Genomic DNA, 16,344 nt, shown 5'->3' with positions numbered 1-16,344 from the left:
TCCCCTCACCGGAATGCCGGCAACACCTTGTTTGCAAAAAACTCTATTTGCTCCAGATAGATGTCCACATTCGGCATCAACAGGCCGATCGAGACATGATCGACGCCCAGCGCCTCAAACGCCTTCAGGTCGGCAATGGCCGCATCCGCGTCCATCAGCGGCCTGCCGCCGGCCCGAGCCGAAGGCGTGGCCAGCCGGATGCGGTTGGGCAGGGAAACGGCAACCTTCGGCAATTCTGTCCGCCCCATTTCGGCGGCCGTGCTTTCCAGAAGCGCCATGCCCTTCGCCAGCCCTTCCGGATCGGCGGCGTTGGGCAGCCATCCGTCCCCCAGTTCGATCGCCCGGCGGATGGCGCGCGGGCCATTGCCGCCGGTGTAGAAAGGCGGCGCAGGCTGCTGCACCGGCCGGATCAGCGTGCGCAGCGGCCCGAAAGACACGAACTCGCCATCGAAGCTCGCCTCCTCCCCCGCCAATATGGCGCGGATGCAGCGCAGATATTCGTCGTGCATCCGCCCGCGCGCCGCGAAGTCGAGGCCCAATGCCTTCGATTCCGCTTCCACATGGCCGGTGCCGGTGCCGATCATCAGCCGCCCGCCCGAAAGCTGGTCGATGGTGCCGATCATCTTCGCCTGCACCACCGGGTTGCGATAGGGCAGAACCAATATGTCGCTCGCCAGCGTCACCCGGCTGGTGATCCCCGCCAGATAGGACCAGACGACATAAGGGTCGAGCCACCAGTCGTCCCCGGCGTAATATTCGAACAGGCTCATCGGCTTGGCCGCCGGAGCCCCCTCCCCAGCCTTCAGGAAGTTGCTGGTGCCGCCAACGGCGATTTCCTCGGCCGGCCCCATCGGCGCCACCAGATGGTCCTGCACCCAGAGGGAATCGAAGCCGAGATTCTCCGCCATGGTCGCGATCCGGCGGATTTCCGCCGCCCGGCACCATTTGCGATAGACGGGTATCCGGACGCCGATCTTCATTTCGCCACCTCGAACACCAGGAGGGCGTTGCCGGGCGCCTGCACCGCATAGCCATAGCCCGACGACACGAACAGCAGCCCGTCCTTCATGATCGGCCCGGCGCCGCCGCCAAACGAGCCGCCCCGCGCCTCGCCGCCGTTGACGGCGGGCACCGGCTTCGTCGTGTCGAACTCCCAGATCACCTTGCCGGTCTTCGCGTCATGGGCGCGCAGCAGGCCGTCCATCGCCCCGTTCAGCACATAGCCGGGGGCAGCGGTCACGGTGCCGGACGTGCCGGGGTGGCAAAGCGGCCGCCCCGCGCAATTGTCCGGCGCGCGGAAGGACCAGAGGAGCTTGCCGGTCGCCGCATCCACGGCGTTGATGCCCGGCTTCGCCTCGCCCTCATATTTCACGCCCACCTCGGTGTCGGCCATCGGAACGTAAACCCGGTCCCCGTCGGCCGCCATGCTGAAATGGATACCGCCGAGCAGGCCACCGCGCCCCAGCTTCTCGCGCCAGAGGAACTCGCCGCTGTCCGGATCGATCCCGAAGGCCCAGCCGGACTTCTGCCCGGCCACCAATATGTCCTTGCCGTTCGGCAGCTTCACCAGGATCGGCGGCGCCGCGAAATCGAAGTCCGGCCCTGGATTCTTCGGGCAGTTGGCGTCCTTGTCCGTGCCGCACGACATGTTCCACACATCGCCCGCCAGACCCTGCGCGTGCCAGCGCCGCTTGCCGGTCTTCAGGTCGATGGCGATGATGGCGTCGCTGGTCTCCGTGCCGGGGTCCGAGTAATTCTCGCCCGTGCCGAAATAGAGGAGCCCACGCTTCGGATCGACGGTCGGCGTGTTCCAGACCGGCGCGCCCGAAGGCCCGAACACTTCCGTGCCGGCGCTGTTCTGCCCCTGCGACACCGGCACGTCGACGGTGTAACTGTGCCACAGCTTCTTGCCCGAACGCGCGTCATAGGCCACCACCTGTCCGCGGAAGGTACAGCAGCCATAGGCAGGATTGCCGGCGGCGGCGATTTCGCCGGAGGATACCGGCACATAAAGGATGTTATCGTGCAGCGTGGCGGCGGCGGTGATCTTCGCCGAGCTGTGCTCCTCCGGCCGGTCCGACCAGAGCTGCTTGCCGGTCACCGCGTCCAGCGCATAGACCTTGCCGATACCATCGCCAAAGAAGATGATCGGCTTTGCCTTGCGGTCGCCCTTCTTCCATGGTGTGGAGACGATCCCCGTCTGCACTTCGCCGGCCGCGTCGAAGGTCCAGCGCACGCAGCCGGTCTCGCGGTCCAGCGCATAGATGCGGCCGGAATGGCTGCCCATGATCGCCGCGCCGCCGATCATCGCCGGCTGCGAGCGGACGCGCTGCGCGTTCGGGAAAGCGAACGCCCATTTCAGCTTCAGCTTCGGCAGGTCCCCGGCCGCGATGGCATCCCTGGCGCTGGTCAGGCGGGTGTTGGCGCCGTCGATGCCCCAGACCACGCCTTCATGGCCGTCGGCATAGTCGAACGCCGCCCGCTCGGGCGCGCACATCGGCAGCTTCACCGAAGCCGCATCGCCATAGCGGCGCGGCGAGGTGAGATACTCCGCCACCTGGATGCGCTGATCCGGCGTCAGCGCCTCTCCCACGTCGCGCATCACCCCGCTGGTCAGCGCCTGCACGATGGCTTCGGGCATCATCGCCGCCATCATGCGGGTGAGCGGCGCCTTCGGCACGGAGCCGTCGTGGCAGCCCAGGCAGCTTTCGCGGAAGATGGCGGCGCCGGGCATCGCCTCGCGCGCCCTTTCGGCCGCCAGAAAAGCCTCGTTCAGCGCCTTCTTCGGTTCCTCGGGCGCGGCGACGGCGGCGATGGCCGCAATCGAAAGCGGCGCCAGGGCAAGCAAGGCTGGAGTATATCGGGCCATGAACGGCTCCTCAGGCTGTGCGGTAGCGAATGGCCTTGGCGCTCGAATATTCGTGCAGGCCGTCGATTCCATATTCGCGGCCGAAGCCGGAACGCTTGATGCCCCCGAAGGGCGCGTGGATGCTGAAATTGCCGGGGCCGCCGTTGATGGAGATGCCGCCCGCCCGCACCGCGCGCGCCAGCGCGAAGGCCCGGCCCATATCGCGGGACCAGACGGTGCCGTTCAGCCCATAGTCGCTGTCGTTGGCGACGCGCACGGCTTCCTCGTCGCTGTCCACGCCGATGACGACAGCCACCGGGCCGAACACCTCCTCGCGGGCGATCGCCATGCCGCCCTCCACCTGATCCAGCAGCGTCGGCTCATGGAACCAGCCGCGCGGCAGATCGGCCGGCCGGCCGCCGCCGAACAGCAGACGCGCGCCATCCGCCAGCGCCCGGCTGACATGCCCCTCCACCCGCTCGCGCTGGCTGGCGCGGATCAGCGGCCCCATGGTGGTCGCGGGATCGGCCCCCGGGCCAACGCGCACGGCGCGCTGAAGTTCGGCCAGCTTCGCGACATAAGCCTCGCGAACGCTGTTGTGCACGATGTGCCGCGTCGTCAGCCCACAGGCCTGCCCTGCGTGCATCGTCATCGACCGCATCCCGGCGGCGGCGGCCAGATCTAAATCGGCGTCCGGACAGATCAGCATGGCGGACTTGCCGCCCAATTCCAGCACCAGCCGCTTGACGGTGGCTGCGGCCTGCCGCTGGATCGCCGCCCCAACCGCATCCGAGCCAGTGAAGGACACCAGCGCCACACGCGGATCGGACGCCAGCGTCGAACCGACATCGGCATCGCCGGTGATCACATTCACCACACCTCGCGGCAGGCCGGCAGCTTCCGTGGCCTCGCCCAGCACCAGCGCCTCGAACGGGGTGAAAGGCGATGGCTTCATCACCACGCTGTTGCCCATCACCAGCGCCTGGAACAGCTTCACCACACCCATCAGCAGCGGAAAATTATAAGGGGTGATGATCGCCACCACGCCCACTGGCTCGCGCAGCACGATACCGCCGCCGACATTCGCCGTGCCATCGGGCAGCGGCACGGTTTCCAGCGGCAGCATCCGGTCGAGATCGGTCCGGGCAAGATTTAGGGTGGCGCGGGCGATGTCGAGCGCGGTGCGCACCCCCACCGCCCGGGCAAGAGGCGCGGCCGCCCCGGTCTCGGCAACGGCAAGGGCCACCAGCCGCTCTTCATGCGCGACCAGCCAGGCCAGCAGCGGCTCCAGCCGGTTGGCCCGTTCGGCAGCGGAAAGCCGGGGCCATGGGCCCGTTTCGAACGCGCCGAAAGCCGCCGCGATCGCGGCTTCGGCATCGGCGACTCCGGCCTGCGGCGCCTCGCCAAAGACCTCTTCCGTCGCCGGATCGAACACCGCGATCCGCTCGCCTGCACCGGGCGCAGCCCATTGGCCGTCGATAAACAGCCGATCATAGGCGCTGAAGGGCACCTTCCCCGTCATTGCCGCACTTCCTCCAAACTCCCGGCGCTTCGGCGCCCCTCTTATTATTGCATTTTGGTGCAGATTTATAATCGGGTCAAGAAGTATTATTGCACAACTGCGCAATTTTCGGAAATTCGACACAGACAAGGCATGTCGCGCGCAAGAACCCGGTTCCTGCGCGCGACATGCCTCGAAAAGCAAAGCGGCGCGCGGGGAGATCCCACGCGCCGAACGTCAGGCCCTTGGCGGCAGGCCGGTCAGGCGGATGCCCGAATCCTTCACCTTGTAGCGCCGGTTGAGCGAGATCAGCACCGACGTCAGCCCTTCGGTCACCACCGAATTGGCCAGCGGCCCGGCATAGAAGGCCCCCAGCCCGATTTCATGCGCCAGCCCGACAACCGTTTCGCCCGCCTCCGGATCGTCGGCGCAGACGAGCACGTCGCAATCCACCTCTTCATCGAGCTTGGTCAGATGGTGGGCGGAGATGTTCTGGAAGGCGGAAACCACACGAACGCCCTCGCCCAGAAGCGTCTGGATCGCTTCCACCGCCGAGCCGCCGTTCGGAAGCTGCACCCGCCCGACTTTCGGCGGCACCAAGGGCACCGTCACGTCGATCAGGATCTTGCCCTGAAGCGCGTCCCGCACCGATTCCACCGTCTCGCGCTGCGCCGCAAAAGGCACGGTCAGCACCACGATCTCGCCGGCCGCCGCCGCATCCGGGTTGGCGGCCCCGCTCACCAGATCGCTTCCCAGCGTTTCGTTCATCAGGGCTGCCGCTTCCGCCGCCTTTTCAGCCGAGCGTCCGCCCAGAATCACCTTGTGGCCCCGGTGCGCCCAGCGCAACGCCAGCCCGCCGCCTTCCTTCCCCGTCCCGCCCAGAACGGCGATCGCGGGCTTTTGCGCATTCGCCCCATCATTCGACATTGGCAATCCTCTCTTTTACCTTGCGCTTCGGTGCCGTCAGCACCAGCGGAGTCAGTTCGCCCGCCGCATGGCCGCGCGCGCGCGTTTCCATATCGACCGGCCCATAAAGCGTCGTTCGCTGCATCGGCGTCCGCCCGACCGAGCGGATCAGCTTCTCCATCGCGGCGGGCGGGAACTCCTGCCCGTGCACGGTGCCGGCCGCGCGCGAGATGCTTTCGTTCATCAGCGTCCCGCCCAGATCATTGGCGCCACCTTCCAGGCAAAGCGCCGCGCCCACCGCACCCAGCTTCACCCAGCTTGTCTGGATGGAGTTGATATGCGAGTGCAGCGCCAGCCGCGCCACCGCGTGCATCAACCGCACCTCGCGCAGCGTCGGCCCCAGCCGGGTGCGGCCCTTCAGCGAAATCGGCGCTTCCATATGCACGAAGGGCAGCGGCACGAATTCGGTGAAACCGCCGGTGCGCTTTTGCAGTTCGCGGATGCGGATCAGATGCCGCGCCCAGTGGCGGGGCGTTTCGACATGGCCGAACATGATGGTGGCGGTCGTGCGGATTCCCAGCTTGTGCGCGGTTTCCACCACTTCCAGCCACTCGGCGGTCGAAAGCTTGTCGGGGCAGAGGATGTCGCGCACCTCGTCGTCCAGAATCTCGGCGGCGGTGCCCGGAAGCGTGTCCAGCCCGGCGGCCTTCAACTCCGCCAGATAGGCGTCCAGCGGCAGCCCCAGCGTCGCCGCGCCCTGCTGGATTTCCAGCGGCGAGAAGGCGTGGATGTGCAGCTTCGGAAGCGCGCCGCGCACGGCCCGGGTAATTCCGAGATAGGTGTTGCCGGTATAGGCCGGGTGGATTCCCCCCTGCAGGCATACCTCGGTGGCGCCGCGTTCCACCGCTTCCACCGCGCGCCGCACGATTTCGCCCTCGTCCAGATCATAGGGCCGGCCGCGCAGCGCTTCGGCGCCGGAACCCTTGGAAAAGGCGCAGAAGCCGCAGCGGTAGGAGCAGATGTTGGTGTAGTTGATGTTGCGGTTGACGACGAAGGTCACCCGGTCGCCCATCACCGCGCGGCGCAGGGCGTCGGCGGCCTCGCACAATTCCTCCACCTGCGCTTCGCGGGCGGTGAACAGATGCTCGATCTCCGCGGCTTCCAGATTGCCGCCGGCCAGCGCCACATCGACGATCTCGGCCATCCGCCGGTCGCCGGCGGCCCGCCTCGGCGGCAGTATGGCCGCCTCGCGCGGCAGCGGCTGCCCCGGGGACCAGCGATCGCGCCGCGCAAATCCATGGGAATCCGCCTGCACGCGCAGCAGCGGCCGCATGGGCTCGGCCTGCCACCGCTCCCCCATATGCGAGGGATAGACCGGCAGCCGCGCCACCAGCAGCCGGCCGCCAGCCTCGGTAGCCGCCGTCAGGCGCCGGACTTCCGGCCAGGGCGCTTCCGGGTTCACATGGTCCGGCGTCACCGGGGAAACCCCGCCCCAGTCGTTGATCCCGGCCTCCATCAGCCGGGGGAAATCCTCGGCCGACAGGTTGGGCGGCGCCTGGATGTTCATGCCGGCACCCAGAATCAGCCGAGCGGCGGCAATGGTCCACAGCAGATCGTCCAGGTCCGGTTCCGGCGCATCCGCCATCACCGTGCGCGGCTTGGCGCGGAAATTCTGCACGATCACTTCCTGCACATGGCCATGCGCGGCGTGGGAATCGCGGATGGCGACCAGCGCCTCGATCCGCTCGTCCCGGGATTCGCCGATTCCGATCAGCAGCCCGGTGGTGAAGGGAATCGAAAGCTCGCCGGCCTGCTCCAGCATCCGCAGCCGCTCGGCCGGCTCCTTGTCGGGGGAGCGGTAATGCGGCCCGCCCTTCTCAGTCAGCCGTCCGGACAGCGACTCCAGCATCAGGCCCTGACTCACCGAGACGTCCCGCAGCAGCGCCATCTCTTCGCGGCTCATCACCCCGGCGTTGATGTGCGGCAGCATGCCGGTTTCGTCGCGCACGCGCGCAGCCATGGCGGCGAGATAGGAAATCGTCGTCTCATGCCCCAGCTCGGCGAGTTCCGCGCGCGCCGCAGTATAGCGAAGCTCGGGCTTGTCCCCCAGCGTGAACAGCGCTTCGGTGCAGCCGGAATCGCGCCCGGCGCGGGCGATCTCCAGAATCTCCTCCGGCCGCATATAGCAGCGCTCACCCTTCCGGGGCGGGTGAGCGAAGGTGCAGTAATGGCAGCGATTCCGGCACAATTGCGTCAGCGGCAGGAACACCTTGGGGGACCAGCTCTGCAGCCGCCCATGCCCCTCGTCGCGCAGCGCCCGCGCCGCCGCCAGCATCTCCGCCAGCGGCATCTCCCCGATCGAGGCGGCTATGGCGCCGGCATCCGCGCCCTGATCCCATCTCATCCGCACATCACTCCCTCGGGCCTCGACACGGCCCGCCTCTCCCCTGCCCTGCGCGGGGCGGCTTGTCTGCATCCGATCGTAGGATCGCAGGCCAAACGCCGCCGGTCGCGCGGGCATGACAGAAATCCCATTGCCTAATCTTGCAGTCAAGTGCATAATCTGCATTGGGAGCCCGGCAGCCGGAAATGGCCGCATATGTGCCACGCCGGCATGTCGGAAAGGGAGAGGCGCGTTTTGCAGCAGAATGTGGATATTGCCGCACTGAAGGCCTGGATGGACGCGCAGGGTCTCGGCCAGGGGCCGATCGAAGGGCAGAAGCTTCTCGCCGGCGGCACCCAGAACATCCTGCTACGCTTCACGCGCGCCGGCCGGGATTATGTGCTGCGCCGTCCGCCGCAGCATCCCCGCCCCGAATCGAACCGCACCATGCTGCGCGAGGCGCGCCTGCTGAAGGCGCTCGCCGGCTCGGACGTTCCGCACCCGGGCTTCATCGCGCTGTGCGAAGATGAAAGCGTGCTCGGCGCTGTCTTCTACCTGATGGAGCCGATCGAGGGCTTCAATCCGGTCGCCGGCCTGCCGCCGCTGCACGCCGGCTCGGCCGAGGTGCAGCACGCCATGGGGCTGGCCGTCGTGGACGGGATCGCGGCGCTGGGCGCGCTCGACCATGAAGCGCTCGGCCTTGGCGATTTCGGCCGCGCCGAAGGCTTCCTCGAACGGCAGGTCGAGCGCTGGAAAGCCCAGCTCGACAGCTACGCCGGTTTCGAAGGCTGGGAAGGCCCCGCCGCGCTCGGGGACGTGGAGCGGATCGGCCGCTGGCTGGAAGCCAATCGCCCGGCCAGCTTCCAGCCCGGTATCCTGCACGGCGACTATCATATGGCGAATGTGATGTTCGCCCCTGACGGCCCGGAACTCGCAGCCATCGTCGACTGGGAGCTGGCGACCATCGGCGACCCGCTGCTCGACCTCGGCTGGCTTCTCGCCACCTGGCCGGAGCCGGGGCAGGAATCCGCCGTCAGCGTCTCGCCCTGGATCGGTTTCCCGACCGCCGACGAACTGGTCGCCCGCTATGCCGCGCGCTCCAGCCGCGACCTCTCGGCGATCGGCTGGTACCGGGTGCTCGCCTGCTACAAGCTCGGAATCCTGCTGGAGGGCACAAACGCCCGCGCCGCGGCCGGTAAGGCGCCGCGCGACGTCGCCGACCGCCTGCACGCCCGCGCCCGCTGGCTGTTCCAGCGCGCCGAAGGCTGGATCGGCGCCTGATCGATGGGAGGAATGATGAAGGATCTGGATTTCACCGGCCAGACCGCGCTGGTCGTGGGCGGCTCCAGCGGTATCGGCAACGGCATCGCCCAGGCGCTGCGCGCGCGCGGCGCCACCGTGCACGTGTGGGGAACCCGCGCTTCGGCGGACGCCTATGCCGGCGAGGAAGGCTCGGACCTCGAAGGCCTTGGCTACACGCAGGTCGATTGCGGCTCGCTCGAAGCGATCGCCGCTGCCCCCCTCCCCTTCGACAAGCTCGATATCCTCGTCCACTCGCAGGGCCAGGTGCTCTACCGCCGGCAGGAGTTCGAGCCGGAGGGCTGGGCGAAGGTGATGGCGGTCAATGTCGACAGCGTCATGCACATCTCGCAACGGCTGCACCCCGCGCTGGCGGCGGCGAAGGGCAAGCTGATCGTCGTCAGCTCCATCGGCTCCTTCCGCGCCACCATGGGCAATCCCGCCTATGCGGCCTCGAAGGCGGCGGTGAACAACCTCGTCCGGGCGCTGGCGCAGGCCTGGGCCAAGGACGGCATCCGCGCCAATGTGATCGCCCCCAGCCTCGTCGACACCAAGATGACGAAGGTGACGATGGAGCATGAGGACCGCCGCGAGCGCGCGCTCGCCAAGATACCCCTCGCCCGCTTCGGCACGCCCGAGGACATGGCCGGCGTCGCGCTGTTCCTCGCCTCCCCCCTTTCCGCCTATGTCACCGGCCAGACGCTGGTGGTCGATGGCGGTCTCACGCTCTGAAGGATCCCGCCAAATGGATTTCGAATACAGCCCCAAGGTCCAGGAACTGCGCGAGAAGCTGATCGCCTTCATGGACGAGCATGTCTATCCGGCGGAGCAGGAGCGCATCCGCTGGCAGCACGATCCGGCGACCATCTGGACCCCATGGCCCGGTATCGAGGCGACCAAGGAAAAGGCGAAGGCCGCCGGCATCTGGAACCTGTTCCTGCCGCACGAATATGGCGCCTGGAGCCCGGGCCTCACCAACCTCGAATATGCCCCGCTCGCCGAGCTGATGGGCCGGGTGATCGGCTCGTCCGAATTCTTCAACTGCGCCGCGCCCGACACCGGCAACATGGAAGTGCTGGCGAAATATGGCAGCCCCGACCAGCAGGAACGCTGGCTGAAGCCGCTGCTCGCCGGTGAAATCCGCTCGGCCTATGTGATGACGGAACCGCAGGTCGCCTCGTCCGACGCCACCAATGTCGAGACCACGATCATCGCCGACGGCGACGATTATGTGATCAACGGCCGCAAATGGTGGATCTCCGGCGTGATGGACCCGCGCACCAAGATCTACATCCTGCTCGGCAAGACGCCGAACGACGGGCCGCGCCACCGCCAGCATTCGCAGATCCTGATCCCAGCCAACACGCCCGGGATCGAGATCATCCGCCCGCTCAGCGTCTTCGGGGAACAGCATGGCCCCGGCGGCCATGCGGAAATGCGCTTCACCGACGTGCGCGTGCCAAAGGAGAATCTGATCCTGGGCGAAGGCCGCGGCTTCGAGATCGCGCAAGGCCGTCTCGGGCCGGGGCGCATCCACCACTGCATGCGGGTGCTGGGCCAGGCGCAGCGCGCGCTCGAATATATGGCGAAGCGCGTCGACAGCCGCGTCGCCTTCGGCCGCAAGCTCGCCGACCAGTCGAGCATCCGCCAGGAAGTGGCGCTCTCCTTCTGCGAGATCGAGCAGGCCCGGCTCCTCACCCTGAAAGCGGCGGACGCGATGGACCGCCATGGCAACAAGGTGGCGAAGGACCTGATCGCCGCGATCAAGATCGTCGCCCCGCGCACCGCGCAGCGCGTCGCCGACCGCGCCATCCAGTCCTTCGGCGGCATGGGCGTCTCGGCCGACACGCCGGTCGCGGCGGCGATGCTGAACGCCCGTTATCTGCGCATCGCCGATGGCCCGGACGAGGTGCATCTGTCGCAGCTCGGCAAGCAGAAAATCGCCGAATATGCCAGCGCCAACCAACAGCGCTGACACTCCGGTCCCTGGCCGGGCTTCCGGCCCGGTCATCGGCGAAGGCCCTGCTTCGGCGGCGCCTTCGCTGCGCGCGGCGTGGTGGATGGTCGGCGTCCTGTTCGCCGTCTATGTCTTCGCCTGGCTCGACCGGCTGATCCTCTCGATGCTCGTGGAGCCCATCAAGGGCACCATGGCTCTCACCGATTTCCAGATGAGCCTGATCCTGGGCCCGGCCTTCGCGGTGTCCTATGCGATCTTCGGCCTGCCGCTCGGCTGGGCGGCGGACCGTTTCCAGCGCCGCATCGTCGTCTTCTTCGGGATCATCCTCTGGGCGGCCGCCACGGTCGCCTGCGGCTTCGCCAACTCGTTCGAGACGCTGCTTCTCGCCCGGGTGCTGGTCGGCGTGGGCGAGGCGGCGCTGCTGCCCTGCGCCTATTCGATGATCGCCGACGCCTTCCCGCGCGACAAGCTGACGGTCGCCACCTCCACCTTCCAGATGGCCGGCAAGGTCGGCTCGGCGACGGCCTTCGGGCTGGGCGGGCTGGCGATCGCCTTCGCCGCCGGTCTCGGAACGGTGGTGCTGCCGCTCCACGGCCCGGCCGAACCCTGGCAGCTCGTCATGATCATGGTCGGCGCGCCGGGCTTCCTGCTGGCCTTCCTGATGTTCACGATCCGCGAGCCGGAACGGCGCAACCCCGGCGGCACGCAGGAAAAGGATGGGGCGCTGCGCACCTTCATCGCCGAGAACAGGGCGCTCATCGGCCTGATGATGGCGGCCTTCTCGGCGCTGGCGCTCTGCGGCTATTCGATGACCGCCTGGGTTCCGACCTTCATCGGCCGCCAGTTTCACTGGTCCCCGGCCGCTTATGGCCCGGCGCTCAGCATCATGAACCTCGTCGCCGCCGCCTCGCTGGTGGCGAACGGCAAGATCGTGGACAAGCTGTTCGCCGGCGGCATGAAGGACGCGCACCTGCGCTTCTACAGCTGGCTGATCCTGCTGGTGGCGCCGGCGGTGGTTTCGATGTTCTTCCTTTCGAACCCCTGGGCCTTCCTCGCCTGCTATGGCGTGGTGCAGTTCATCACCGTGCCGTTCATGGTCTATCTCTCCTCGGTGCTGGCGCTGCTGGCGCCGGCCCGCGTGCGCGGGCAGATGATCGCCATCTTCATGTTCGTCTTCACCATGCTCGGCATGGGCGTCGGCCCGTCGCTGGTGGGCGCGCTGACGGACTTCGTCTTCCAGTCCGACGCGAAGATCGGCCATTCACTGGCCATCGTCACCATCAGCTCGGCGGCGATCGCCTTCGTCTGCCTGCGCCTTTCCCTCCGTTATCTCGGCCCCGCCGTCGCCCGGCGCCTGGCCGAACAACCCGCATGAAGGACCTTTGATGTCGATCACCGTTGAAGCCATCGAACCCTCCGCCCGCCACGAACTGGCGCTGGCCGACGAACGGGTGGAGCTGAGCTGGAACGATCTCGACCCGCTGCTGAACCGCGCCGCCAACGCGCTGCGGGCGCTCGGCGGCAACCGGGTGGCGGTGTTCGCCCCCAACAGCGCGGAAACGGTGATCGCCTATGTCGCCTGCCTCGAAGCCGGCATTTCCAGCGTGCCGGTCAGCTTCCACCTGACGCCCGGCGAAGTCGCCTATATCCTGTCCGATTCCGGCGCCGGCGCCGTGCTGGTCGGCCCGGAAACGGCGGAAACCGGAATCGCCGCCGCGCGGGAAGCGGGGATAGCAACCGTCATCGGCTGGCGCACGGAGCCGCGCGAAGGGCTGATTTCCTGGGAAGAGTGGCTGGCCGCCGCCTCCGACGCCGCGCCACCCGCCGACATCCGCCCCCTGCCGCATCTCCATTACACCTCCGGCACGACAGGCCGGCCGAAAGCGACCGAAACCCCGCCCAGCTATTTCCCGCCGGCCGACAGCGTCGCGCAGTTCGGCGAGATCATGCGCGCGCGCCGCACGCCTTCGCCGGGGGTGGCCGTCGGCCCTCTCTACCACACCGGCCCGCTCGGCATGGCCCGCAACCTCTTCGCCGGCGGCTCCCTGGTGGTGATGGGGCATTTCGATGCGGAGAAGCTGCTCGCCAATATCGAGCGCTACCGCATCAAGGCCTCGGTGATGGTGCCAACGCACTTCCAGCGGCTGCTCGCGCTGCCGGATGAAGTCCGGGCGAAATATGACGTCTCCTCGATGCAGCGTCTCGCGCACACCGGGGCCGCCTGTCCGCGCGCCGCGAAGAAGGCGATGATCGAATGGTTCGGCCCGGTGATCGTCGAGGCCTATGGCGGCACCGAGGCCGGTTCCACCACCTTCATCACCTCGCCGGAATGGCTGGAACGCCCCGGCTCGGTCGGCAAGGCGCTGCCGCCGTTCGAGACCGTCATCGTCGGCGAGGACGGCTCCGAACTGCCGTCGGGCGAAGTCGGGCAGATCTATTTCCGCGACACCACGGGGCGCGGCATCGTCTACCGCAACGACCCGGACAAGACCGCCGCCGCGCACATCTCGCCCGGCGTCTTCACGCTTGGCGAAATGGGCTATGTGGATGCGGAAGGCTATCTCTTCATCACCGACCGCGTCTCCGACATGATCGTCAGCGGCGGAGTCAACATCTACCCCGCCGAAGCCGAGCATGTGCTGCTCCGCCACCCGGAGGTGGAGGATGTGGCGATCGTCGGCGCCCCCAACAGCGAGATGGGCGAAGAGGCCAAGGCGCTGGTCGTGCCGCGGGATTCCGCCAACCCGCCGTCGGCGGAAGAGCTCAACATATTCTGCCGCGAATCGCTGGCCGGATTCAAATGCCCCAGAAGCTATGAATTCGTGCCCGACATCGGCCGGAACGCCATGGGCAAGGTCAACAAGCGGGCCTTGCGGCAACGCTTCTGGCCCTCCGACCGCACGATCGGCGGCTAATCTAATTTTGCACACCAGATAAGGATTGACGCCACCAATTCTGCATGTCATTGCAGATATTGGATGGACAAGCGGGAGAACGGCAAAAAAGCCGCCCGTATCTTTTAGGGGAGGTCAAGAATGCCGATTCGTGCGCTTCTTTTGGGCGTGTCCGCTTTTGCCGCGCTGCCGGCTTTCGCGCAGGGAAGCGCGTCGTCGTCCGAGGGTCTGGAAGATATCGTGGTGACCGCGCAGAAGCGCGCCCAGAACCTGCAGGACGTGCCCATGTCGATCGTCGCCGTCACCGGCGACGCCCTGACCCAGACCGGGATCGTCTCGATCGAGGGCCTCAACAACAAGATCCCCAACGCCGTGATCGAGCCCGTCGGCCTGTTCCCGGGCGTCGCCTCGCTCTCCATGCGCGGCGTCGGCGTCTCGGGGATCGAGAGCTTCGCCGATCCGCAGGTGGCCGTCTACATCAACGGCATCTACCAGGCCCGCAACGTCAACGCCCTTTCGAGCACGGTCGACGTGGAATCGATCGAAGTGCTGCGCGGCCCGCAAGGCACGCTCTATGGCCGCAACGCCTTCGCCGGCGCGATTTCGCTGCGCACCACCCGCCCGAACATGTCGGAAACCACCGGCAAGGCCATATTGACGATCGGCAACTACGGCCGGATCGACGCCGACTTCATCGGCAACGTGCCCCTCGTCGAGGATCGACTGGCGGCCCGCCTCGCGGTGCGCACGCACAATTCCGACGGCTTCTTCAAGAACCATGGCGTCACCGCCAACGGCACCGTCGATCCCAATCTGGAAGGTCGCGCCATCGGTCGCGACCAGAGCCTCTATGTTCGCCCGACCCTGCGCTTCACCCCCAACGACAGCTGGGACATCACCCTGTTCGGCGAAGTCTTCCGCGGGCGTGGCGAAGCCTATAACACCGGCTATGCGATCCTCTCGGGTAGCACGATGGCCGGCCTCGGCTTCCCCGGCCGCAACCCGTTCGGCGATGCCAGCCGCGGCCTGCCGAGCGACGGCAGCAATCCGCAATATACCGGCACCAACGGTGGCGGCCAGCCGGCCGACAACGACGCCTGGAACCTGACGGCGGACATCGCCTACACCACCGACATCGGCACGATCCGGGCGCTTCTCAACACCAACCGCGCCACCTCGCACATCTGGACCGACACCGACGGCACCAATGTGAACGCCTATTCGACGGTCCGCTGGGAAACCTATCGCGCCACCTCGGCCGAACTTCAGTATGTGTCCGACTTCTCGGACAAGCTGAACCTGATCGCCGGCGCCTTCTTCCTGCGCGACCATTACAACACCACGCAGCTCTCCTTCACGGACTTCACCCTGCCCTTCGTTCCCGAATTCACCATCGCCGATCCGGCGCAGAATCCGGGCTACATCAACAACACCGGCAAGCGCGTGACCTGGGCCGCCTATCTGCAGGCGGAATATAATCTCACCGACAAGCTGGCCCTCGTTCTCGGCGGCCGCTACAGCTGGGAAAAGAAATATGATGTCAGGGGGCAGAACTTCGTCTTCAGCCTGACCGGCCTGCCGCGCGACACCGACTTCAGCGAGCATCCCTTCTCCGCCGATGAGTCGCTGGTCTTCGGCCCGGCGGAACAGAGCTGGGACAGCTTCTCCCCGCGCGTCGGCGTCAACTACCATGTCAACGACGACCTGATGCTCTTCGCCTTCTGGCAGCGGGCCTTCAAGTCCGGCGGCTTCAACGCGAACTCTTCGGATCTCGTCGCCTTCAACACGCCCTTCGGCCAGGAGCGGGTGGACAATTACGAAGCCGGCTTCCGTTCGGAGTGGCTCGATCGCAAGCTGCGCCTCAACGTCAACTTCTTCTATTCGAAGTTCAAGGGTCTGCAGCGCAGCCTGGTCACGCCGACCCCGTCGTCGCCGAACGGCGTCACCACGGTGAACCAGAACCTCGCCGACATGAAGAGCTACGGGGTGGAGGCGGAAATCCTCGCCCGTCCCGCCGAGCGGCTGACTCTGTTCGCCAACATCGGCTGGAACAACGCCGAATACACCAGCTATTGCGCCGACCTCGACGGCGCCGAAGCGACCACGACGCCGGCGAACGGCCGCAAGGTCTGCGGCGACATCACCGAAGTCACCACCGGCGACGTGACCCGCTATCTGGTGCCGACCGACTTCTCCGACCTGCGGCCGATCCGCGCGCCCAAGTGGGACGTGACCGTCGGCAGCACCGTCGACCTCCCCGTCTCGGACAGCGGGACGCTGGAATGGAACAGCAGCATCAACTATCGCTCGGGCATGTTCGTCCAGCTTCTGAACGTGCCTTATTCCTGGCGGCGTCCGATGGCGACGCTCGATACCTCGCTGCGCTGGGAACCGGAAAATGGCGTCTATGACGTGTCGCTCTGGGTGAAGAACCTCACCAACCGGATCGACATCCTGAACTATCTTCCGGTCGGCAATCTCTTCGCCTCCTATCACATCACCCCGCCGCGCACCTTCGGTGCCACGGTCAGCCTGAAGTTCTGAGCATGGTCATGA

11 protein-coding genes are annotated in these 16,344 nt (G+C 66.9%); 6 read left to right on the top strand and 5 right to left on the bottom strand.

What is annotated here, in order from left to right:
- Positions 1 to 5 precede the first annotated feature (5 nt).
- The 5 genes from L6Q21_RS09130 to cofH form a co-directional block, all read right to left on the bottom strand.
- Positions 6 to 980: a TIGR03619 family F420-dependent LLM class oxidoreductase gene (locus tag L6Q21_RS09130; RefSeq protein ID WP_237830433.1), complete on the bottom strand. Its 975-nt coding sequence runs from the start codon at positions 978 to 980 to the stop codon at positions 6 to 8.
- The gene (locus tag L6Q21_RS09125; RefSeq protein ID WP_237830432.1) at positions 977 to 2,869 is read right to left on the bottom strand and encodes an outer membrane protein assembly factor BamB family protein; all 1,893 of its coding nucleotides are present in this window, start codon (positions 2,867 to 2,869) and stop codon (positions 977 to 979) included. Before L6Q21_RS09125 ends, L6Q21_RS09130 begins: the two co-directional genes overlap by 4 nt.
- A gap of 10 nt (positions 2,870 to 2,879) precedes the next feature.
- Positions 2,880 to 4,370: an aldehyde dehydrogenase family protein gene (locus L6Q21_RS09120; RefSeq protein ID WP_237830431.1), complete on the bottom strand. Its 1,491-nt coding sequence runs from the start codon at positions 4,368 to 4,370 to the stop codon at positions 2,880 to 2,882.
- A 216-nt stretch (positions 4,371 to 4,586) separates the two neighbouring features.
- Positions 4,587 to 5,276, bottom strand: a complete 690-nt coding sequence (gene npdG / locus L6Q21_RS09115; RefSeq protein WP_237830430.1) for an NADPH-dependent F420 reductase — start codon at positions 5,274 to 5,276, stop codon at positions 4,587 to 4,589.
- Positions 5,266 to 7,659, bottom strand: coding sequence for a 5-amino-6-(D-ribitylamino)uracil--L-tyrosine 4-hydroxyphenyl transferase CofH (gene cofH / locus L6Q21_RS09110; RefSeq protein WP_237830429.1), 2,394 nt, complete (start codon positions 7,657 to 7,659; stop codon positions 5,266 to 5,268). The genes npdG and cofH overlap by 11 nt, the downstream gene beginning before the upstream one ends.
- 246 nt (positions 7,660 to 7,905) lie before the next feature.
- On the opposite strand from cofH, the gene L6Q21_RS09105 reads away from it, so the two are divergent.
- The 6 genes from L6Q21_RS09105 (at position 7,906) to L6Q21_RS09080 (ending at position 16,332) form a co-directional block, all read left to right on the top strand.
- A complete protein-coding gene (locus L6Q21_RS09105) occupies positions 7,906 to 8,919 on the top strand; it encodes a phosphotransferase family protein (RefSeq protein ID WP_237830428.1) in 1,014 nt (337 codons plus the stop codon).
- 12 nt (positions 8,920 to 8,931) lie between these two features.
- Positions 8,932 to 9,669 (top strand): SDR family NAD(P)-dependent oxidoreductase, encoded by a 738-nt coding sequence (locus L6Q21_RS09100; RefSeq protein ID WP_237830427.1) that lies wholly within the window; start codon positions 8,932 to 8,934, stop codon positions 9,667 to 9,669.
- Between the two features lie 13 nt (positions 9,670 to 9,682).
- Positions 9,683 to 10,912 (top strand): acyl-CoA dehydrogenase family protein, encoded by a 1,230-nt coding sequence (locus tag L6Q21_RS09095; RefSeq protein ID WP_237830426.1) that lies wholly within the window; start codon positions 9,683 to 9,685, stop codon positions 10,910 to 10,912.
- Positions 10,887 to 12,269, top strand: a complete 1,383-nt coding sequence (locus tag L6Q21_RS09090) for an MFS transporter (protein ID WP_237830425.1) — start codon at positions 10,887 to 10,889, stop codon at positions 12,267 to 12,269. Before L6Q21_RS09095 ends, L6Q21_RS09090 begins: the two co-directional genes overlap by 26 nt.
- A 10-nt stretch (positions 12,270 to 12,279) precedes the next feature.
- Entirely contained in the window at positions 12,280 to 13,809 is a 1,530-nt protein-coding gene (locus L6Q21_RS09085) for an AMP-binding protein (RefSeq protein WP_237830424.1), read from the top strand.
- A gap of 120 nt (positions 13,810 to 13,929) precedes the next feature.
- The gene (locus L6Q21_RS09080; protein ID WP_237830423.1) at positions 13,930 to 16,332 is read left to right on the top strand and encodes a TonB-dependent receptor; all 2,403 of its coding nucleotides are present in this window, start codon (positions 13,930 to 13,932) and stop codon (positions 16,330 to 16,332) included.
- Positions 16,333 to 16,344: the final 12 nt, after the last annotated feature.

The sequence above is a fragment of the Sandaracinobacteroides sayramensis genome (assembly GCF_022014495.1).
Taxonomy (GTDB): domain Bacteria; phylum Pseudomonadota; class Alphaproteobacteria; order Sphingomonadales; family Sphingomonadaceae; genus Sandaracinobacteroides; species Sandaracinobacteroides sayramense.
Note: the sequence above shows the minus strand (reverse complement) of the source record. Positions and strands in the feature narration are given on the sequence as shown.